Here is a 19,323-nt window from a genome sequence, read left to right as displayed (position 1 = left end):
TGCGAAATACGGTCGGTGCAGGACTGTTTAAGAGTAACGGAAGATTACGAATATGTCACGCTCAGGTCACAGAACGCTCAGGTTTGATGAAAATTCCGCGGAATCTTGCGGAATTTTTCGTCACAGTTTTTTCGACATCGAAACACCACGAGCGTGATTTCGCTGACTTTGAGGCAGACACACTGCGACCGCCAGCCGCCTACAGGACGGATGGCGGTCGCACGCGTGTGATCCGCGCTCGGCGACCTAAATAACGCCCTGTTCGAGCATCGCCTGCGAGACCGTCACAAACGCAGCAGCATTCGCGCCAAGCACATAGTCGCCTGGCCTGCCGTAGCGCTCCGACGCCTCGTAGGTGGAATCGTGCACGTCAGTCATGATCGCGTGAAGACGGTTCTCACTCGTGTCGAAGTCCCAACGCGAGCGAGCGGCATTCTGGCGCATCTCGAGGGCGGAGGTTGCGACGCCACCTGCGTTTGCTGCCTTACCCGGAGCAAAAAGCACACTCGCTTCTTGGAAGAGCGCAACCGCTTCTGGCGTGGTCGGCATGTTTGCGCCCTCGGTGACCGCTCTGACACCGCCACGGATCAGCGCCTGCGCATCAGCAAGCCCAATCTCATTCTCGGTTGCGCACGGGAAGGCGAGGTCGACCGGTACGTCCCAGACCTTGCCATCTTTCACGAACCGGGCACTCGGCCGCCGCTCGGCATATGCAGAGATGCGCGCTCGTTCCACGACCTTCACCTGTTTCAGGAGTTCGACGTCGATACCGTCTTCATCAACAATGTAGCCCGACGAATCAGAGGCCGTAATTGCTCGACCCCCGAGCTGCTCAACCTTCTGGATGACGTGGATCGCGACGTTTCCCGACCCAGAGACCGCGGCCTTGAGGCCCGCGATTCCCTGGCCAGCCTTGCGAAGCATCTCTTCTGCGAAGAAGACCGCACCGAAGCCGGTCGCTTCGGTGCGCACCTCCGCTCCGCCCCAGCCGACCCCCTTACCAGTGAGGGTGCCCGCTTCATAGCGCTGGGTGATCCGCCGATGCTGTCCAAACATATAGCCGATCTCACGCGCACCGACGCCGATATCTCCGGCGGGTACGTCCATGTTCTCGCCAATATGGTGGACAAGCTCGGTCATGAAGCTCTGACAGAAGCGCATGACTTCACCGTCTGAGCGACCTGCGGGATCAAAGTCTGAACCGCCTTTGCCGCCACCGATCCGCTGCCCCGTGAGTGCGTTCTTGAAGATCTGCTCGAAGCCCAAAAACTTCACCACGGAGAGATTCACGCTCGGGTGGAAGCGGAGCCCGCCTTTGAACGGTCCAAGCGCGGAGTTGAATTGCACGCGGAACCCGCGGTTCACCCGCACGCGGCCGGTGTCGTCTACCCATGGGACCCGGAAGAGGATCTGTCGCTCAGGTTCGACCAAACGGTCGAGAATTCCCGCCTCAATGTATTCGGGATGTTCCTGCAGCACCGGCGTCAACGTTTCGAGGACCTCATGCACTGCCTGCATGAATTCCTTTTCGCCAACACTGCGGCGTGCAGCTGTTGCCAACACCGCATGTACGTGTTCTTCTGCTGTTGGAAGCGACATCTTCGTCTCCTTCTTATGCCCTGGTTATCGGCTCCATATATTTCTGGCCGGAATTGGCCTACCAGTGCCCAAAGGATCTACAGCGCGATGTCTATCGAACCCCTCTGGCAATGAAAATGTGTGCGGCGATCTCGATAGGAATCTCGATCGTCACGTCGGTCGCGTCGCCTGAGACGCGCACGAAACCCCTGTCACGCGAGAACGTCGCCCGGCTTCCGGGGGTAACCCCTGCCTGACGCAAGCTCACCAGCATTTCAGGGTCGACCTGCGCTGGCTCTGCAAGCCGCAGCACCTCTGCTGTGACCTCAGAACCATTCACAGGAAGCAGTTCAAGCACGCTCACCACGTTCTTCTGACCGCGGATCACCCCACGTGCGCCAAGCTCTTCAAGCCCAGGGATGGGATTGCCGTAGGGAGAAACCGTCGGGTGGCCGAGGAGTTCGAGGAGCCGACGCTCAACTCGCTCACTCATCACGTGCTCCCAGCGGCACGCCTCGTCATGGACGTACTCCCATTCAAGGCCAATCACGTCCGAAAGCAGTCGCTCTGCCAAACGGTGCTTACGCATAACCTGCACGGCCTTCGTGCGACCTTCAGCGGTCAGCTCGAGGCGGCGGTCTTCCGTCACGTTTACAAGGCCGAGTCGCTCCATACGCCCGATCGTCTGCGAAACGGTCGGACCTGAGTGATTCAGTCGTTCTGAGATTCGGGCACGAAGGGGCGTCACGCCCTCTTCCTCGAGTTCGAGAATCGTGCGCAAATACATTTCCGTCGTATCAATGAGATCTGCCACGAGCACTCCGTTCACCTGGTCTTCGTAATTCCTTACGGCACTGACCGCTACCCAGTTTATGACATGAGAGCGTCCCTGCCGAGGAATGAGCGTAGAATTGTTCCATGGCAGACATCTCCATTCCTGAAAACCTGCTCCCCGCTGACGGCCGTTTCGGCTGTGGCCCTTCGAAGGTGCGCGATGAGCAGATCTCGTTCCTGAGCTCGCTCCAGCCCGGCACCCTCGGCACTTCGCACCGCCAGGCTCCCGTAAAGAACCTTGTTGGCAGCGTTCGCGATGGCCTTTCGGAACTCTTCCAGGCACCCGAGGGCTACGAGATTCTGCTCGCCAACGGCGGCGCAACCACGTTCTGGGATTCGGCAGTGCACTCGCTCATCGAGCGTCGCGGTCAGTTCCTCACGTTTGGCGAGTTTGGCTCGAAGTTTGCAAAGGCAGCTGCAGCAGCTCCCTTCCTCGAAGCTCCGGATGTTCGTGCGGCAGACGCAGGCTCGCGTTCCTCGCTGCTCGCTGCTGAGGGCATCGATGTCTACGCTTACCCCCACAACGAGACCTCGACCGGTGTCATGACCGACGTTGTTCGCGCGCAGGGCGACGCTGGCGCACTGACCATCGTTGACGCAACGAGCGCAGCTGGTGGCATCGACTTCGATGCAAGCCAGACTGACGTGTACTACTTCTCGCCCCAGAAGAACTTCGCTTCTGACGGTGGCATCTGGTTCGCGCTCGTCTCCCCCGCGGCTATCGAGCGCATCGAGCGCCTCACCGCTGGCGACCGCTACATTCCCGAGACGCTGAACCTTGGCGGTGCACTCGAGAACTCGCGCAAGAACCAAACGCTGAACACCCCGGCGCTCGCTCCCCTCGCAATGATGGACGAGCAGATTCGCTGGATGAACAGCAACGGCGGCCTGAAGTGGGCTTCGGCTCGCACCGCTGAATCCTCGCAGATCCTCTACAAGTGGGCCGAGAACTCCTCTGTTGCTACTCCCTTCGTCACCGAAGAGGCACACCGTTCGCAGGTTGTTGTCACCATCGACTTCGATGACTCGATTGATGCGTCGGCAATCTCGAAGGCGCTCCGCGCAAACGGCATCGTCGACACCGAGCCGTACCGCAAGCTCGGCCGCAACCAGCTGCGTATCGCGACCTTCACCGCGATCGACCCCGCTGACGTGCAGAAGCTCACCGAGTGCATTGACTACGTGCTCGAGCGCATCTAGTCATTCGCCATTCGCGTGCAGTCGCACGTGAGCGGATCACAGGAAGGTCCCGGAGTGTTCACTCCGGGACCTTCCTGTTTTGTATCGTCTGTGTATCGCCGCAGCGGAGCGTTTCGCCCCGAGCGCGACCGCTAACGACTCTTTCGAGCTATGCCACCCACGCGAAACGGGCACTTTCTCCCCAAAGATGCCCTTTCATGCGCATGAAAGGGATGTCTGTGAGAGAAAGTGCCCGTTTCGCTGGGTTAGCTGAGCCAGCTGGGTTAGCTGAGTGAGCTGAGTGAGCCGACGCAGTTAGTCGTCGAGTTCGTCGTCTTCGTCATCCGAATCAGCGTCATCGTCATCGTCATCGTCATCGTCATCGTCCGAGTCTGAGTCTGAGTCCTCATCGTCCGATTCCTCGTCATCTGAGTCATCCGCGTCGTCCGAGTCATCATCATCCGACTCGTCGTCATCGACATCGGCGCCGTGCATGTCTGAATCGTGCTCAGTGTGATCGTTGTCGAGGATGTCGTCCTCTGCATCGACCTCGTCAAGATCAGCGAGTTCTGCTGCGGCAGCTTCTGCTGCGTCTTCTTCTGCCTGGCGCACCTGTGCCTCACGGTACTGTGCGAGACGCTCAGACCAGGGCACCCACTCGGGAGCGAGGACAGCGTCTTCACCGGGCAACAATTCAACCTCGAGCACGGTAACCGGCTCATTGTTGCCGACCTTCGCGAGCGTTGCCGCCCAGCGCCAACCGGGGTAACCAGCGAGCAAGCTCTCGAAGTAGAGGGTGACGACACCGGCCTCATGTTCTTCATGGCCAGCCTCTTTGCCGATGCTCTTGAGGTCTGTGATCTCTGCAAGTGCGGTGCGGGCGAGCTCACGCTCGGCAAGCAACGCTGTGAGAAGCGCACCGGCGTCAACCGACGTCGCACCGTTTGCGGCGTCACCGTCACCAGCACCGGCGTTGCCGGCGGTGGTCGTTGCTTCGTGAGCCTCTTCTACGGTCATGCGCGTTTCCTCACTCAATTTAGACATCAAAATCATCTGCGATGTGGCGCAGCATTGTCGCAACCTTGCGCGACATTGGACGGTCAGGGTACTGACCAGCCTTCAAATCAGTTCCGACGCCGTCGAGCAGCTTCATGAGGTCCTCAATAATGATTGCCATTTCATCAGCTGACCGCTTTGACCGACGTGCGAGACGCGGGGTGTCAATAACTCGCACAGACAGGGCTTGGGGGCCGCGACGGCCCTCACCCACGCTGTACTCGAGGCGAGTTCCAGCGCGAACATCTGCGTTGTCGGGCAGCACGGAGGCATGCAGGTACACCTGCTGACCGTCTTCACCCTGGATGAAGCCGAAGCCCTTTTCTTCGTCGTAAAACCTGACCTTGCCGTTTGGCATGTCTTGACACTCCTGTTTCGTCTCTGATTCGCAACATTGCCGTACTCCGCGTGATCGCGGGAGAGCGACCTAGCGGAGTTTCAAGCATCGCTGCGGATAAGGGGCAGAACAATCGTCCACCTGCCGGAACACCGGCATATCTCGTCAAGCTTACCGCGCAAACCCCAGCATCGCCCTGGGCAGTTTTCACCTTCGCCGGTAGAATGGAGCGGATGACTACCGATAACTCTTCCGCCTCGGTGATCGAGCGCGTGCTGGCGTACGCGACTATTGCGATCATCGCTATCGCCCTGCTTGCATTCTTTGCGACGCTTATTGTTGGACTGAACGGCAGCGCTGATCTCGCTGAGGGCTTCTGGCCGTATGTCTTCGGCATTACCATCTACGGTCTGCCGACCGGCTTTGCGCTCCTCATCGCACTGATCATTACCGCTCAGGTCCGTCGCAGCCGCGCAGCGAAGAAGTCGCGCAAGGCGTAGTTTCAAGCTTTCACAAAAATGAGCGGAACCCTGGCGCTTGCCACTTCGATCGCAGACCTCGACAGAGGTGGCTTGACGCGCCTCGTGCAAGCTCGCCGTGTCGGGTATCCCGACCAGATCAACGACAGCATCGATCTTGCACAGGCGTTGTTGCGCACGGATTCGTTGCAGTACGTCTTGCGCTCGCTCAATCATCATCAGCTGCGCGCATTAGCCAAGCCTGATGACGCATCGACCGAGGCAATCGCTGACCTTAAAGCGCTTGGCTTGTTCGGCAGTTCGCCTGAACAGGCTGCGGTTGCACTCCCCGAGGTCGAGGCAGCACTTTCCGCGCTGAGCGCTGACAACGGCTGGAGCGCCGATCAGCCCTGCCCCGCTCAGGCTGCATTCGCGGCACCGTCCGAACTCACACACTGGTACGTACCAGCACTCACAATCATGGGCCAGGTCGCCGCAGTGATCCGCGCGCTTTCTCAGAGTCCACTTCGACTCAACCGCACCGGCAAGCCGCAGGCGGCCGCGGTGAGAGCGCTCGCCGAGCAGCATGGCACACACGAAGACGACGCATTCGAAGTGATTGCGCTTGCGCGCCGGGCTGGCTTACTGGTTTCCGCTGAGGCAGATGCACTCGTCCCGGCAGCAGCTGGTGAGCGTTGGCTGGCGGATCCGCATACTGAGCGTTGGCTCGCGCTCGCATTGGCGACGCTCCCCGCTCCAGAGGTACTCACCTACGCGCTTGCAGGCCACACGGCGGTGTCTGCAGCTCTTGCTGAGCTCCCTCGGTTGTTCCCGTTCATCGCAGAGACGAAGCTCGCCGAAGCCGCACACACTGTTGCGCTGTGGGAGTCGCTCGGGGTCACCGCCGACGGTCACCTTTCAGGTCCAGGTGCAGCGTTGCTCACAGGCGACCTTGAGGCCGCTCGCGTCGCAGCCAAGGAACTTCCCGCGCCGGTTCCGGGCGTCTACGTGCAACCTGATTTGAGTGTGGTGGTGCCCGGGCCGCTCGCAGCAGCAGACGAGGCAGCGCTCGCAGCGTGCACCGTTCCCGAACACATCGGTGTCGCGTCGACCCTGCGTGTCACAGAGGGCGCAATTATGGGCGCACTGGACCGCGGTGTGACCGAGGCCACGATCCGCGCCACGTTCGAACGCTTGTCACTCACGGGTATTCCGCAGCCCCTTGACTATCTCATCGCGGCCGCAGCGGCCCGCGCAGGCAGTCTCGTCGTGCACGAACACGAGGGCTACAACGGGCGTACGCGACTTGAAGTTCGGGATCCCGGACTCACAGCGACGCTTCTTGTCGACCGCACGCTTGCCCATCTTCAGCTTCACCATGCTGAAGTGACAGCGGGCGAACGAACTGCGTCCGGTCGTGCGTCCGGTGAGCGAACGACAGGCGGGGAACACACGCTGTACTCGCAGCTCCGCGCCGACCATGTTCTCAGCGCGCTCGTTGAGGCGCGCTATCCAGCGATGGCTGCCCAGGCACACACACCCGAGTCACAGACGCCTCCGAGCGCATCAGGCCAATCGATCCACGACAGCAATGGCAGCGGATCGGTCGCATCCAAGACCCCCGGCACAGCGCAGGGAACTCCAGCAGACCTCGCGATTGCAGCGGCCGCTTCCGAGGTCGCCACGGACGCAGAGGCCGAGACAGTGGCGGATCCGCTCACTGCGCTCGTAGACCGCGTCTCGAACGTGAACTCGCAGAGCGATGGCCTCGGTGACATTCCTGGTCGCCTTGCGTTGGCTCACAAAGACAAGCTCACGATGCGAGTGACCGTAGAGATTCGTGGCGACCGTCGTGATTTCGTGGTCACTCCGATCTCGATCGGCGCCGGTCGCGTGCGTGCCCTCGATGTGCAAGCTGGCGTGGAGCGCACATTCCCGGTCGCAGCGATCACTGTCGCCGAACCCGTCGACTAGTTCATCCCTGCACTCAGTGGCCGACTCGGCCCGCTGGTCGAATCAACCCCGTTGGCCGACTCACCCCGCTCCCTGCCGAAGTTCGGCAGTCGCCGGTAGAATAGTTCGTTATGACTCTCGGTCCTCTTATTGTTCAAAGCGACCACACTGTTCTGCTCGAGGTGGCACACCCTGATGCAGAAGAGGCGCGTCATGCGCTTGCGGTGTTCGCTGAGCTGGAGCGTGCACCTGAGCACATCCACACCTACCGCGTCACGCGGCTCGGTCTGTGGAATGCTCGCGCGGCTGGACACACTGCCGAGGAGATCCTCGAGACACTGAACAAGTACGCGAAGTTCCCAGTGCCCTCAGGCGTCGCGAGCGAGATCGCCGACACCATGCGACGCTACGGTCGACTCACGATTGAGCGCAAGCCACTCACCGAGGCAGAGATCGCTGCAGCTCAGGCTGCCCCGCTCCCGACGTCGGCAACTGAGGCGCTGGCTGCAACCGCTGGCGCACTCATCTTGCGTTCTGACGAGCCCACGATTCTGCGTGAGGTGGTGAGCGCGAAGAAGATCGCACCGCTCATCGAAACCAAGCTCGATGAGCACACCTATGTGATTGCGCCGTGGGCGCGTGGTGAGCTCAAGCAGCAGCTCGTTGCTCGCGGCTGGCCAGCAGAAGATCTCGCGGGGTACACACCAGGCGAGCCATACGACATCGAGCTCGCGCAGAGTGATGGCGAGGGCGGCTGGCACCTCCGTGACTACCAGCAGCGAGCAGTTGAGGCGTTCGAGAAGGGCGGATCGGGCGTCGTCGTCCTTCCGTGTGGTGCTGGCAAGACCATCGTCGGCGCTGCTTCGATGGCCGCCGTCGGCGCAAAAACCCTCATTCTTGTCACGAATGCTGTCTCTGCACGCCAGTGGCGTGACGAGCTGCTGCGTCGCACCAACCTCACTGCTGAAGACATTGGCGAGTACTCTGGCCAGGTCAAAGAGGTCAAGCCTGTCACGATCGCGACCTACCAGATCCTCACGAGCAAGCGGAAGGGTGAGTACGCTCACCTGTCGCTCCTCGACGCAGAAGACTGGGGCGTGATCGTCTATGACGAGGTCCACCTGCTTCCCGCCCCTGTCTTCAAGCTCACGGCCGACCTGCAGGCACGACGCCGCCTCGGCCTCACCGCAACGCTGGTGCGTGAAGACGGTCGCGAGGGCGACGTTTTCAGCCTCATCGGTCCGAAGCGTTACGAGGCAGCCTGGAAGGACATCGAGGCGCAGGGCTTCATTGCCCCCGCTGAGTGTTTCGAGGTGCGTATCGACTTGCCTGAGGGCGAGCGCTACCAGTATGCCGCAGCAGAAGATCAGGATCGCTATCGCATCGCGTCTTCGACTCCCGAGAAGGAAGAGATCGCGCGCCGCATCATCGCGAAGCATCCAGGCGAGAGTGTACTGGTGATCGGCCAGTACATCGATCAACTCGAATCGATGGCTGCGTCGCTCGGCGCGGCACTCATCACGGGTCAGACGCCGGTGAACGAACGCGAGGATCTGTTCAACGCGTTCCGTACGGGTGAGATCAAAACCCTCGTTGTCTCGAAGGTCGCGAACTTCTCTGTCGACCTGCCTGATGCGTCGGTCGCCGTGCAGATCTCGGGTTCGTATGGCTCGCGCCAAGAAGAAGCGCAGCGTCTCGGTCGCCTGCTGCGTCCGAAGGGGAAAGACGTTAAGGCGTCGTTCTACACGCTCATCGCGCGTGACACCGTCGACCAGGATTTCGCGCAGAACCGCCAGCGTTTCCTTGCCGAACAGGGATACGCGTACACAATTCTCGACGCCGACCAGATTTAGGTCTTTCGAGGGCGCGGATTACGGCTGCACCAGCTTCGATCCGCGCACTGAACGCCGGTCACCCGACGGTGGCAATCGGGTGACCGGCCACCCGGCCACCCGGCTATGCCGAGGTCAGCACCCACATCACCCGGGTGCTGTCGGTCCCCGAGGGGTTGCGCCAGGTGTGAGCGTGGCGTGCGTTAAAGCTCACGGCATCACCTTCGTTGAGCTCATAGACGGTTCCCTCAATGGTGAGTTCGAGTGCGCCGTCGAGCACGACCACGAATTCACGATCGACGGGGAGCCGATAGGGTTCGGTCACGGATCCGCCGTGCGGTTCGATCCAGGTTTCGATGACCTGCACATCGCTCTGCCCCGGCGGGGTGAGGATCGAGTCGCTCAGCCCTGAACCCATGAGAAACGGGCGCGACCGCTCGCCCTTCCGGCTCACATGCACGGTGGGCGGATCAAACAGGCGTCCCATCGGCATCGTCAGAGCATCGCAGATCGCCGCGAGTGAGGTGATCGATGGGGAGGTGAGCCCCCGCTCCACCTGCGAGATAAACCCCTTGGTGAGACCGGTGAAATCAGCAACACTGCTGATCGTCATGCCACGTTCTTCTCTCGCGACGCGAAGCCTGAAGCCGATCTGCGCGAGCTGATCAATGCCTGAATTCAGCGGCGGTCGCGCGGTGGTCTGCTCCGTCATGCGGTCGCTCCTTGGGAAAAGTACCTCGTTGTGTCTACCAGCAGCATACGGCTTTGTTACAAATCGATGATTGACCTGGCCCACACTGCGTGTTTAGTATCACTGCAAAGAGTAACGTGTCACAAAACAATGAGGTTGTGACGCACATCGACTGCAGACAAGGAAGTCTGCGCAGGAGGGGTCACATGCGACTCGGTCAGGCCATCAGTTCACTACTCACGGAGTACGGCGTCGAGCACATCTTCGGCATTCCAGGCGTGCACACACTCGAACTGTTTCGCGACATCGACAAGAGCGGGCTGAGTGTCACCATCCCTCGCCACGAGCAGGGCGCTGGATTCATGGCAGATGCGTACACACGCACGACGGGCAAACCGGGTGTCTGTTACCTCATCACGGGCCCCGGTGTCCTCAACGCACTCACCCCGATCGGGCAGGCCTGGCATGACTCGATCCCCATGCTCATCATCGGCTCGACCGTCACTCGCCCCGAACTCGGTGCGCACCGCGGCACCCTCCATGACACTCCTGATCTCGCAGAGGTCCTGCGTCCGTTCACACTCATCAGTGAAACCGTGACGACGCCTGAGCGCGCGATCGAACTCATCGACGAAGCATTCACACGGTGGGAGGCTGAGCGCCCCCGCCCCGTGTACATCGGCATTCCACGCGACATGCTTGAAGAAGAAGTCGGCGAGATCCACCGCCCTGCGGCGAGCGCATCGATCGCGTCTGGAGCGACAGCGGCAGCTGCTCCGATCCCTGGCGCATCGGCCTCGGCAATTGATGAGGCAGTGGTGCGGATCGCAGCGGCCAAGCGGCCCGTCATCATTGCGGGCGGCGGCGCTCGTCACGATGGACCAGCGGTGCAGGAGCTCGTAGAGCGTCTTGCTGCCCCGCTGATCCTCACCGGCAACGCGAAGGGGCTGTTGGCCACGGATCATCCGCTCAACGCGGGCATCAGCATGCCTTTCCCCCGCACCCAAGAACTTGTCGAGGACGCCGATCTCATCATCGGTCTCGGTACCGAGCTCTCAGACTTTGAGGTGCTCTTCACCGGATCACCCGAACCGAGCATGGCCGAGATCGTGCGCGTCGACATCGATCCGTCGGTCACGCACCCCGACCAGACCCGGCCGACCCTGCAAATGCGCGTCGGTGACTTCGTCGCGCATGCGCTCTCGCAGCTTCCCTCGCTCGACCCAGCCGCCTCGACGGCTGGCATGGCACGGGCAGCGGTCGCTCGCCAGGGACTCGCTGAGGCACGGGACGCGGATCCGCACACCCCGTGGATCGCAGCCATCGAACGCGCGCTCCCAGCGCACGCGATCCTCACGGCTGACTCCGCGCAGGTTGCCTACCAGTCGCACCACTTCCTCACGCTCGACGAGCCGGGGCGTTGGCTCGCACCGTATGGGTACGGCACCCTCGGTCCCGCGCTCCCCATGGCAATCGGTGCCGCGATCGGCAAGCCAGATACTCCGATCATCTCGCTTGCTGGTGACGGCAGCTCGTTGTTCACGCTCACGGAGCTCGCTACCGCGCGCGACCTCGGCGCGAACGTCACCCACGTCATCTGGGACAACGGTGGCTACCGCGAGATCGAAGTGTCGTTCGCCCGTACCGACATCATGCCCGCTGGCGTTCGCACCACCGCACAGGATCTCAGCATGATCGCCCGCGGCTTTGGCGCCCACGTCGTGCAGCCGACCACCCCGGAAGAGCTCGAAGCCGCCATCAAAGTTTCGACAGCAAGCCCGGGCCTTTCAGTCATCGTGGTGCAGGCGCCCGCCGACCACCGCGTTGAAGCCGATTCACTGAACCCAGGAGCAGACGCATGAGTCTCGACATTCCCTACGTACGCACCCCAGGCCCTGATGGGCGCGACATCACCGGCCAGGTGGACTTCTCGCAGGTTCCCCGGTTCGCTGGCCCCGGTACATTTGCGGGACTGCCACGACTGTCTGATGTTGGTGAATCCGCGGCAGGCGTTATCGGCATCCCGTTCGATTCTGGCGTCACGTACCGCCCTGGTGCCCGTTTCGGCCCAGAAGGAATCCGCAGCGCAAGCCACCTGATCCGCCCACATCACGTTGAGCTTGACTCATTCCCGTTCGCAAAGCACCAGGTCGCCGATGTTGGTAACTTGGCGGTCACACCGTTCGGGATCGAGCACGCGATCGACGCGATGGTGTCTGGTCTCACCGCTGCGCGAGAGCGTGCGGGAAAGCTCGTCATTCTCGGCGGGGACCACACGGTCGCATACCCGTCAATCAAGACGCTCTTCGACAAGCACGGACCGATCTCGGTACTGCACTTCGACGCGCACATTGACACATTTGGAACCTACTTCGGTGCGTCTACGCACCACGGCACCCCGTTCAGGCGAGCCGCGGAGGAAGGGCTGCTGGATCCCGAGGGCTGCATGCACATTGGTATCCGCGGATCCCTCTACGATCATCAAGATCTCTCAGACGATCGCGCGCTCGGATTCCAGACCGTGCACGCGAGTGAATTTCTCACCACCGGGCTCCACGGCATCGCCGACCAGATGCGTGCCCGCCTCGGCGATCGCCCCGTCTATGTCTCTGTCGACATTGACGTGCTCGATCCCGCGTTCGCCCCAGGCACCGGCACCCCCGAACCCGGTGGGCTCTCGAGCCGCGAACTCCTGTTCCTGATTCGCAGTCTCGCTCCTCTCAACGTCGTCGGCGCAGACGTCGTTGAGGTTGCACCATCGTACGACCACGCCAACGTGACCTCGCTCGCTGCGGCGCACGTGGCCTACGAATTCCTGTCCATCTGGGGGCTCTAACCTCAGCACATCCCCGGGGCGGTGTCTCGGCATCGCCCCGCCCCGCGACCTCGGTCGCCACCCTGCAGCGTGAGCTGCCACACCCCGCGAGCATGCTCGCAACAGAGAAATGGAAGTTCAATGACGAACCCCATCAGAACCACAACTCTTCTCGCCTCTCTCGGTGCCGCGGCGCTGCTGCTGACGGCCTGCTCTGGCGGCGGCAACGACGCGGCCCCCGCGGCGGACCGTGACTTCGGTACGCCAGTTGCGGGCCAGATCAAGGAAGGCATTCTCGAAGGCACGACGCTCACCTATGCCGGCCCAGGCGGTATCTTCCAGGAGGGTCAAGACGAAGCCATCTGGCAGCCGCTCGCGCAGGCCTCAGGTGCGACGCTGCAGATGGACGCATTCGATTCTGGCAAGCTCAAGGCCATGGTCGACAGCGGAAACGTGTCATGGGACATCGTCGACACCACCCAGGTCGACTCAGCCCGCGGCTGCGGCACCATGTACGAGAAGATCGACCGCTCGCTCATCGATACCTCCAAGCTGCCGGAGGGCACCCTCACCGATGAGTGCATGATCCCGAACGTCATGTATGGCTTTGTCATCGCCTACAACACCGAGGTCTTCGGAGACAATCCACCAAAGAGCGCGGCTGACTTCTTCGATACAAAGAAGTTCCCTGGCAAGCGTGCGGTACCGCAGACCACCTACGTTGATCCGCAGAACCTCGAGTTCCCGTTGCTTGCTGCCGGGGTCGACCTCGACAATCTCAAGCCAGAACACATCGACCAGGCGCTCGATATGTATCGCGCGCTCGGCGACGACATGATCGGCTGGACCACCGGCGCCCAGGCACAGCAGCAGCTCGAATCGGGTGAAGCCGTCATGGGCTTCGTCTGGTCGGGCCGCGGCTATGGCGCCGCCGAAGCAGGCGCTCCAATCGCCCCCGTCTGGGACGAATGGCTTGTCGCGATCGACTCAACCGCAATCCCCAAGGGTGCAAAGGACGTCGCTGCTTCCCACGCAGCGATCAACTACTTCCTTGGCGCGGATCAGCAAGCAGCGATGACTGAGCTCAACTCCATGTCGCCCGTCAACGTTGATGCGAAGCCCGATGTTGATCCGCTCCTCTCGGACTGGCTCGCAAGCACCCGCTTCGAAACAGGCAAGGTGTCAAACGTCGACTTCTGGGTCGAGAACTACGATGCAATGTCGACCGCCTGGGCTGGTTGGGTCACTGGCAACTAGTCGCAGCTGAGGTTGCTGGAAGCCTGAGCACTTGTAGAGTGTCACAGACTTCCAGCAACCTCATAGCAAACTGTCAGAGACTAAAAACATGACTACTCAGCACAAGGGCCCCCGTATCCTGATCGTCGATGACGAGCCCAGCATCCGCGAGTTGCTCAGCACGAGCCTGCGGTTCGCTGGTTTCGGAGTCCGAGCGGTCGGAAACGGCGCCCAGACCATCTCCGCAGTTCTCGAAGAAGAGCCCGATCTCATCGTGCTCGACGTCATGCTCCCAGACATGAACGGATTCAGCGTCACCAAGCGCCTCCGTTCTGCCGGGTACACGGCCCCCATCATTTTCCTCACCGCGAAGGACGACACCGAAGACAAGGTCGAAGGCCTGAACGTCGGCGGCGACGACTACGTCACCAAGCCCTTCAGCCTTGACGAGATCATCGCCCGCATTAACGCTGTGCTTCGTCGCACGATCCAGGACGACGAAGAGTCCATGCTTGAGGTCGGCCCCATCTCGATGGACCAGGACACCCACGAGGTATCCGTCGGCGGCACCCCCGTTGAGCTCTCCCCCACCGAGTTCAAGCTCCTGCGCTACCTCATGCAGAACGCAAACCGCGTGCTGTCGAAGGCGCAGATCCTCGACCACGTCTGGGAATACGACTTCAACGGCGATGCTGGCATCGTCGAGTCGTACGTTTCGTACCTGCGTCGCAAGCTCGATCCGCTCACCGATGAATCTCTCATCCAGACTAAGCGCGGCTTCGGCTACATGCTCAAGGCGGAAGCGAAGTAAGTGCACCCTCTTCGCACGTTCAGCGAACGCTGGGCCGATGTTTCACTGCGAACGAAGATCACCGGCGTTACGGTCTTCATTCTCTTCCTCGGTCTCATCGTGGCGGGCGTGGGCACACTCGGTGTGCTCCGCCCGATGCTGCTGAGCAGCCAGACAGCAACGCTGAACCAGCTTCGGCTGGACCCAGGACCGGCCCTCGCGACCGGCGCTGACCTCAAACAACTCACCCAAAACGACGTCATCTTTGCCGACGGTCGCTACTACACGGCACTCCTCAACTCTGACGGCACCGTGCGGTACGACAACAGCAGAGACGTCGATGGGAAGCACCTTCCCCTCGTTCCCAGTGATCTCAACTTCCCGTGGGTCATTGAGCACGCAAGCGACCTCTTCGAGCTCAAGAGCATCGACGGCACGCATTGGCGAGCGGTGACGATCCCGATCTACGTCGACGGTGAGCCTGGCGGTGCACTACTGATTGCTGCCTCGACATCAGCGATCAACCAGATGGTCGCCCAGTACGTGATGATCTTCACGTGCTTTGGCATCGCCGTCATCTTGCTCGGGGCTGCACTCACAAGAGTGCTCGTGACCACAACGTTCCTCCCGCTCGCTGAGGTCGAACAAACTGCTCTCGAGATCTCCCGTGGCGACTACTCGAAACGCATCATGGTGACGAGCCCGCACACTGAGGTGGGCCACCTTGGCGAGTCCTTGAACACCATGCTCGACAGACTCGACGGGTCGATTGAAGACAGAGAGCACACGATCCGCCGCATGCGTCGCTTCGTTGGTGACGCAGGCCACGAACTGCGTACACCGCTCGTCTCGGTGCGCGGTTACGCCGAGCTCTACCGAATGGGTGCGCTGCAGACCGAGGAACAGATCGGTCAGGCGATGGACCGCATCGAGAAGGAAGCAATCCGCATGACCTCACTCGTTGAGGACCTGCTCGCGCTTGCCCGCCTCGACGAGCGCCGCCCGCTTGAACTCGCGGCACTGCCACTCAATCAGTTCGCACACGATGCGGCGCTCGACGCGGGTGCCCAGGCACCCGATCGCGCAGTTACCGTCGTTGAGGATCCCACGGACCCTTACGTACGCGGTGACGAGCATCGAGTTCGCCAGCTCATGACCAACCTCATTGGCAACGCCATGCGGCACACGCCAGAGGGAAGTCCGATTGAGATTGTCATCTCAACGCCAGACGTGCCCGAGGGAACGGCACCGGTTGCTTGCTTTGAGATCGTTGACCACGGTGAAGGCATTCCTGAGCAGATTCGTGACAAGATCTTCGGTCGGTTCTGGCGTGCAGACACCTCGCGCAACCGCGAAACTGGCGGCTCGGGCCTTGGGCTTGCAATCGTGAAGTCAATCGTCGAGGCGCACGGTGGCAAGGTTGACGCACGCGAGACGCCTGGCGGGGGCGCTACGTTCCACGTAGAACTGCCGCTATCGCCTGTGTCGCAGGACACCGTCCCGATCGACTCGCTGAAGCGGTAGGGTTCGCGGGCTGGCGGCGGTTTCCGTCTCTCTCCTGCCCTGGCCGGCTCTCGCCAGCCCCGCAGTCGAGCAAACGCCGGCCCCGCGAATCCGGGTCTTCTCGCCGAAAAGGGTAGTTATTCACGTGAATAACTACCCTTTTCGTTTGAACGACCCCTTTTCACGGGCTTGGGTGGCGGCGGCGGAGGCGGCGGCGGAGGCTGCGGTGGAGACTCGTGCACTGTGCGCTCACGTGTGTGCAGTTGTGCGCCTTCTATACAGAGCGACTCTAAGCGCGCGGCGCCCCGGAGTCCCCGGAGTCCCCGGACGCCCTGACACCCGCGAGAACGGGCCTTGCCTGCGAGAAGGCCCATTTCTTGCGCAAGAAAGGCCCCGTTTCGGGGGAAAGCGGTGTTTTCAGGGGATTAGGGACCCAAGGGGCCCGAGAGCAACCCACAAACTCGAGAAATCGGGAACCCGTCACCGCGCGCCAAACCCAGCGCGCGCCTAGCCCCATCCTCAGAGACAAAACAAGGCGGGGGCCACACCTTTCGGTGCGACCCCCGCCTGTAAGCGTCTCAGACTTAGAAGTCCATGCCGCCGGTGGGATCAGCTACTGCTGCACCTGCGGGCTCGGGCTTGTCTGCAACGACTGCCTCAGTGGTGAGGAAGAGGCCAGCGATCGAAGCTGCGTTCTGGAGAGCCGAACGGGTCACCTTTGCGGGGTCAAGAATGCCCTGCTCGATGAGGTTGCCGTACTCGCCGGTTGCAGCGTTGAGACCGTGACCGTTGGGGAGGTTTGCGACGCGATCAGCAACAACGCCGGGCTCGAGGCCTGCGTTGAGTGCGATCTGGCGAAGGGGAGCCTCGATAGCGGTCTGAACGATCTTTGCGCCAACAGCTTCTGCACCGTTGAGCTCGAGGGTAGCGAATGCTTCCTTACCAGCCTGGATCAGTGCGACGCCGCCGCCGGGGAGAACGCCCTCTTCAACTGCAGCCTTTGCGTTGCGGACTGCGTCCTCAATGCGGTGCTTGCGCTCCTTGAGCTCAACCTCGGTTGCTGCGCCAGCCTTGATGACTGCAACGCCGCCTGCGAGCTTAGCGAGGCGCTCCTGGAGCTTCTCGCGGTCGTAGTCGCTGTCGGTGTTCTCGATCTCGCGACGGATCTGCTGCACGCGACCCTGGATTGCGTCTTCCTCGCCGCCACCCTGAACGATGGTGGTCTCGTCCTTGGTGATGATGACCTTGCGAGCGGTGCCGAGCATGTCGAGAGTGGTGTTCTCGAGCTTGAGGCCAACCTCTTCCGAGATGACCTGGCCACCGGTGAGGATCGCGATGTCCTGGAGCATTGCCTTGCGGCGATCACCGAAGCCGGGAGCCTTCACAGCTGCCGACTTGAAGATGCCGCGGATCTTGTTGAGCACGAGGGTAGCGAGTGCTTCACCCTCGACGTCCTCAGCGATGATGAGGAGCTGCTTGCCCGACTGGATCACGGGGTCAACGACGGGGAGCAGGTCCTTGATGTTCGAGACCTTGCTGTTGACGACGAGGATGTAAGGCTCCTCGAAGACGACTTCCTGGCGGTCTGCGTCGGTGACGAAGTATGCCGAGAGGTAGCCCTTGTCGAAGCGCATGCCCTCGGTGAGCTCGAGCTCGGTGCCGAAGGTGTTCGACTCTTCAACAGTGACGACGCCTTCCTTGCCGACCTTGTCGATAGCCTCTGCGATCAGCGCACCGATCTGCTCGTCAGCTGCCGAGATCGAAGCGGTAGCCGCGATCTGGTCGGTGGTCTCGATCTCCTGTGCGTTAGCGAGGAGCTGAGCCGAGACAGCTGCAACAGCCTTCTCGATGCCGCGCTTGATTGCGATGGGATCGCTGCCTGCCGCTACGTTGCGGAGGCCCTCGCGCACGATTGCCTGAGCAAGAACAGTAGCGGTGGTGGTGCCGTCGCCTGCGACGTCGTCGGTCTTCTTAGCGACCTCCTTGACGAGCTCAGCACCGATCTTCTCGAAAGGCTCGTCGAGCTCGATTTCGCGAGCGATCGAAACGCCATCGTTGGTGATGGTGGGAGCGCCCCACTTCTTCTCAAGGACAACGTTGCGGCCGCGCGGGCCAAGCGTCACCTTGACAGCATCAGCGAGCGTGTTCAGGCCACGCTCGAGTCCGCGACGTGCTTCCTCATCAAACGCAATCATCTTTGCCATGTGTTCGCCCTCCTGGACGTTTCGTGGATAACCCGTGGCGCAGGGGGTACCCGCGCTCACTTCTAGCACTCAGTCGATTCGACTGCTAATGCAATTCTGGCACTCGAACCTGTCGAGTGCAAGAAATCCCGCTCGCGGGCAGCGAACAACCAGACTTAGCTTGCTGGGGTCTTCGCTGCTTCACCAGCGACCGGCGGCACGGTGTCTGCGCCAGGGCCCTTGTAGTCAGCTCCGAGCAACACGACCAGTTGCGACTCGTACTCTGCGTAAGCTTCGTTTCGGTATGCCGCGATACCTCCGAGCTCCTTACCGAGGCCAATGGCTGCAGCTTCGTCGGCGGGGTCTGTATAGAAGACAGCCGAAATCTTGATGTCGTTGGTGTTCGCAGGCATCGCCGCGGTGACGGTGCCGAGCTTTTCAGTGCGGATCGCAGTATCAACGGCCGCGGCAAGCTGGCCGTCGTTCGCAGTGCCTTCAAGAATTGCGACGGTAGCTTCTGGATCAAGTTTGCCGGTCACCGTCTGTGTCGACTCAGCGGCGTTATTACGAGCCTTCTCAACCACTGAACTGGACGACCCCGTACCGATGGTCAGCCAGAGCACCCCGGCCGTAGTCAAAACGGCAACACCAAGCACGCAAGCAATCAGCACTTGCCACACGTATCGCGGACGCGGGTTCACCCGGTGCGCGCCGACACGACCCGAGGGTTCCAGCACGTCAAAGCGGTCAGCCGGGTAATCCTGGCGGCCACGCTTCGGAGCCTGCTTCTCCTCGGTACTGCTTGACACGGGTTCTCCCATCGCACGGTTATAGCTGGCGGGAGACCCGCCTAGTACATTCAGCGTACCTTGCTCAAC

General features: G+C 61.4%; 16 protein-coding genes. 9 read left to right on the top strand and 7 right to left on the bottom strand.

What is annotated here, in order from left to right:
- Positions 1 to 246: 246 nt before the first annotated feature.
- Together gdhA and FW756_RS07410 are read right to left on the bottom strand one after the other, a co-directional pair.
- The gene (gene gdhA / locus FW756_RS07415; protein ID WP_446429515.1) at positions 247 to 1,599 is read right to left on the bottom strand and encodes an NADP-specific glutamate dehydrogenase; all 1,353 of its coding nucleotides are present in this window, start codon (positions 1,597 to 1,599) and stop codon (positions 247 to 249) included.
- 91 nt (positions 1,600 to 1,690) lie between these two features.
- Positions 1,691 to 2,392 carry an iron dependent repressor, metal binding and dimerization domain protein gene (locus tag FW756_RS07410; protein WP_446429514.1) on the bottom strand — a complete coding sequence of 234 codons (702 nt, stop codon included), beginning with the start codon at positions 2,390 to 2,392 and terminating at the stop codon, positions 1,691 to 1,693.
- Positions 2,393 to 2,496: 104 nt separating this feature from the next.
- Between FW756_RS07410 and serC the strand changes: the two genes are divergently transcribed.
- Positions 2,497 to 3,612, top strand: coding sequence for a phosphoserine transaminase (gene serC, locus FW756_RS07405; protein ID WP_446429513.1), 1,116 nt, complete (start codon positions 2,497 to 2,499; stop codon positions 3,610 to 3,612).
- A 294-nt stretch (positions 3,613 to 3,906) separates the two neighbouring features.
- Here serC and FW756_RS07400 read toward each other — a convergent pair whose 3' ends face one another.
- Both FW756_RS07400 and FW756_RS07395 read right to left on the bottom strand, forming a co-directional pair.
- Entirely contained in the window at positions 3,907 to 4,608 is a 702-nt protein-coding gene (locus tag FW756_RS07400) for a DUF3027 domain-containing protein (RefSeq protein WP_446429512.1), read from the bottom strand.
- A gap of 19 nt (positions 4,609 to 4,627) precedes the next feature.
- Positions 4,628 to 5,005: a cold-shock protein gene (locus FW756_RS07395; RefSeq protein ID WP_446429511.1), complete on the bottom strand. Its 378-nt coding sequence runs from the start codon at positions 5,003 to 5,005 to the stop codon at positions 4,628 to 4,630.
- Positions 5,006 to 5,217: 212 nt separating this feature from the next.
- Between FW756_RS07395 and FW756_RS07390 the strand changes: the two genes are divergently transcribed.
- From FW756_RS07390 to FW756_RS07380, 3 genes are all read left to right on the top strand, one after another.
- Positions 5,218 to 5,484, top strand: coding sequence for a hypothetical protein (locus tag FW756_RS07390; protein ID WP_446429510.1), 267 nt, complete (start codon positions 5,218 to 5,220; stop codon positions 5,482 to 5,484).
- A gap of 18 nt (positions 5,485 to 5,502) precedes the next feature.
- Complete coding sequence (locus FW756_RS07385; RefSeq protein ID WP_446429509.1) at positions 5,503 to 7,416, top strand: helicase-associated domain-containing protein; 1,914 nt, start codon at positions 5,503 to 5,505, stop codon at positions 7,414 to 7,416.
- A 110-nt stretch (positions 7,417 to 7,526) separates the two neighbouring features.
- Complete coding sequence (locus FW756_RS07380) at positions 7,527 to 9,248, top strand: DNA repair helicase XPB (protein WP_446429508.1); 1,722 nt, start codon at positions 7,527 to 7,529, stop codon at positions 9,246 to 9,248.
- Between the two features lie 103 nt (positions 9,249 to 9,351).
- Here FW756_RS07380 and FW756_RS07375 read toward each other — a convergent pair whose 3' ends face one another.
- The gene (locus FW756_RS07375; RefSeq protein ID WP_446429507.1) at positions 9,352 to 9,939 is read right to left on the bottom strand and encodes a helix-turn-helix domain-containing protein; all 588 of its coding nucleotides are present in this window, start codon (positions 9,937 to 9,939) and stop codon (positions 9,352 to 9,354) included.
- 185 nt (positions 9,940 to 10,124) lie between these two features.
- Here FW756_RS07375 and FW756_RS07370 point away from each other — a divergent pair, with 185 nt between their 5' ends.
- The 5 genes from FW756_RS07370 to FW756_RS07350 all read left to right on the top strand — a co-directional run bounded on the left by FW756_RS07370 (position 10,125) and on the right by FW756_RS07350 (position 16,283).
- On the top strand, positions 10,125 to 11,780 hold the full coding sequence (locus FW756_RS07370) for a thiamine pyrophosphate-binding protein (RefSeq protein WP_446429506.1): 1,656 nt from the start codon (positions 10,125 to 10,127) through the stop codon (positions 11,778 to 11,780).
- A complete protein-coding gene (gene speB, locus FW756_RS07365; protein WP_446429505.1) occupies positions 11,777 to 12,754 on the top strand; it encodes an agmatinase in 978 nt (325 codons plus the stop codon). Before FW756_RS07370 ends, speB begins: the two co-directional genes overlap by 4 nt.
- Before the next feature lie 120 nt (positions 12,755 to 12,874).
- Entirely contained in the window at positions 12,875 to 13,990 is a 1,116-nt protein-coding gene (locus tag FW756_RS07360; protein WP_446429504.1) for an extracellular solute-binding protein, read from the top strand.
- Positions 13,991 to 14,078: 88 nt separating this feature from the next.
- A complete protein-coding gene (locus FW756_RS07355) occupies positions 14,079 to 14,780 on the top strand; it encodes a response regulator transcription factor (RefSeq protein WP_188023382.1) in 702 nt (233 codons plus the stop codon).
- On the top strand, positions 14,781 to 16,283 hold the full coding sequence (locus FW756_RS07350; protein WP_446429503.1) for an ATP-binding protein: 1,503 nt from the start codon (positions 14,781 to 14,783) through the stop codon (positions 16,281 to 16,283).
- A 563-nt stretch (positions 16,284 to 16,846) separates the two neighbouring features.
- On the opposite strand, the gene groL is transcribed toward FW756_RS07350, so the two are convergent.
- Both groL and FW756_RS07340 read right to left on the bottom strand, forming a co-directional pair.
- A complete protein-coding gene (gene groL / locus FW756_RS07345) occupies positions 16,847 to 18,466 on the bottom strand; it encodes a chaperonin GroEL (RefSeq protein ID WP_446429502.1) in 1,620 nt (539 codons plus the stop codon).
- A 155-nt stretch (positions 18,467 to 18,621) separates the two neighbouring features.
- Positions 18,622 to 19,254, bottom strand: coding sequence for a LytR C-terminal domain-containing protein (locus tag FW756_RS07340; protein WP_446429501.1), 633 nt, complete (start codon positions 19,252 to 19,254; stop codon positions 18,622 to 18,624).
- Positions 19,255 to 19,323: the final 69 nt, after the last annotated feature.

Source organism: Leucobacter sp. 1207-22, from assembly GCF_052850455.1.
The sequence above is the reverse complement of the archived record's forward strand: the minus strand, read 5'-3'. Positions and strand labels throughout refer to the sequence as shown.

Excerpts from the sequence above, each read along its gene's own strand:
- gdhA (WP_446429515.1), bottom strand. The coding sequence starts at position 1,599 with ATGTCGCTTCCAACAGCAGAAGAACACGTACATGCGGTGTTGGCAACA.
- serC (WP_446429513.1), top strand. The coding sequence starts at position 2,497 with ATGGCAGACATCTCCATTCCTGAAAACCTGCTCCCCGCTGACGGCCGT.
- FW756_RS07400 (WP_446429512.1), bottom strand. The coding sequence starts at position 4,608 with ATGACCGTAGAAGAGGCTCACGAAGCAACGACCACCGCCGGCAACGCC.
- FW756_RS07395 (WP_446429511.1), bottom strand. The coding sequence starts at position 5,005 with ATGCCAAACGGCAAGGTCAGGTTTTACGACGAAGAAAAGGGCTTCGGC.
- FW756_RS07390 (WP_446429510.1), top strand. The coding sequence starts at position 5,218 with ATGACTACCGATAACTCTTCCGCCTCGGTGATCGAGCGCGTGCTGGCG.
- FW756_RS07385 (WP_446429509.1), top strand. The coding sequence starts at position 5,503 with ATGAGCGGAACCCTGGCGCTTGCCACTTCGATCGCAGACCTCGACAGA.
- FW756_RS07380 (WP_446429508.1), top strand. The coding sequence starts at position 7,527 with ATGACTCTCGGTCCTCTTATTGTTCAAAGCGACCACACTGTTCTGCTC.
- FW756_RS07375 (WP_446429507.1), bottom strand. The coding sequence starts at position 9,939 with ATGACGGAGCAGACCACCGCGCGACCGCCGCTGAATTCAGGCATTGAT.
- FW756_RS07370 (WP_446429506.1), top strand. The coding sequence starts at position 10,125 with ATGCGACTCGGTCAGGCCATCAGTTCACTACTCACGGAGTACGGCGTC.
- speB (WP_446429505.1), top strand. The coding sequence starts at position 11,777 with ATGAGTCTCGACATTCCCTACGTACGCACCCCAGGCCCTGATGGGCGC.
- FW756_RS07360 (WP_446429504.1), top strand. The coding sequence starts at position 12,875 with ATGACGAACCCCATCAGAACCACAACTCTTCTCGCCTCTCTCGGTGCC.
- FW756_RS07355 (WP_188023382.1), top strand. The coding sequence starts at position 14,079 with ATGACTACTCAGCACAAGGGCCCCCGTATCCTGATCGTCGATGACGAG.
- groL (WP_446429502.1), bottom strand. The coding sequence starts at position 18,466 with ATGGCAAAGATGATTGCGTTTGATGAGGAAGCACGTCGCGGACTCGAG.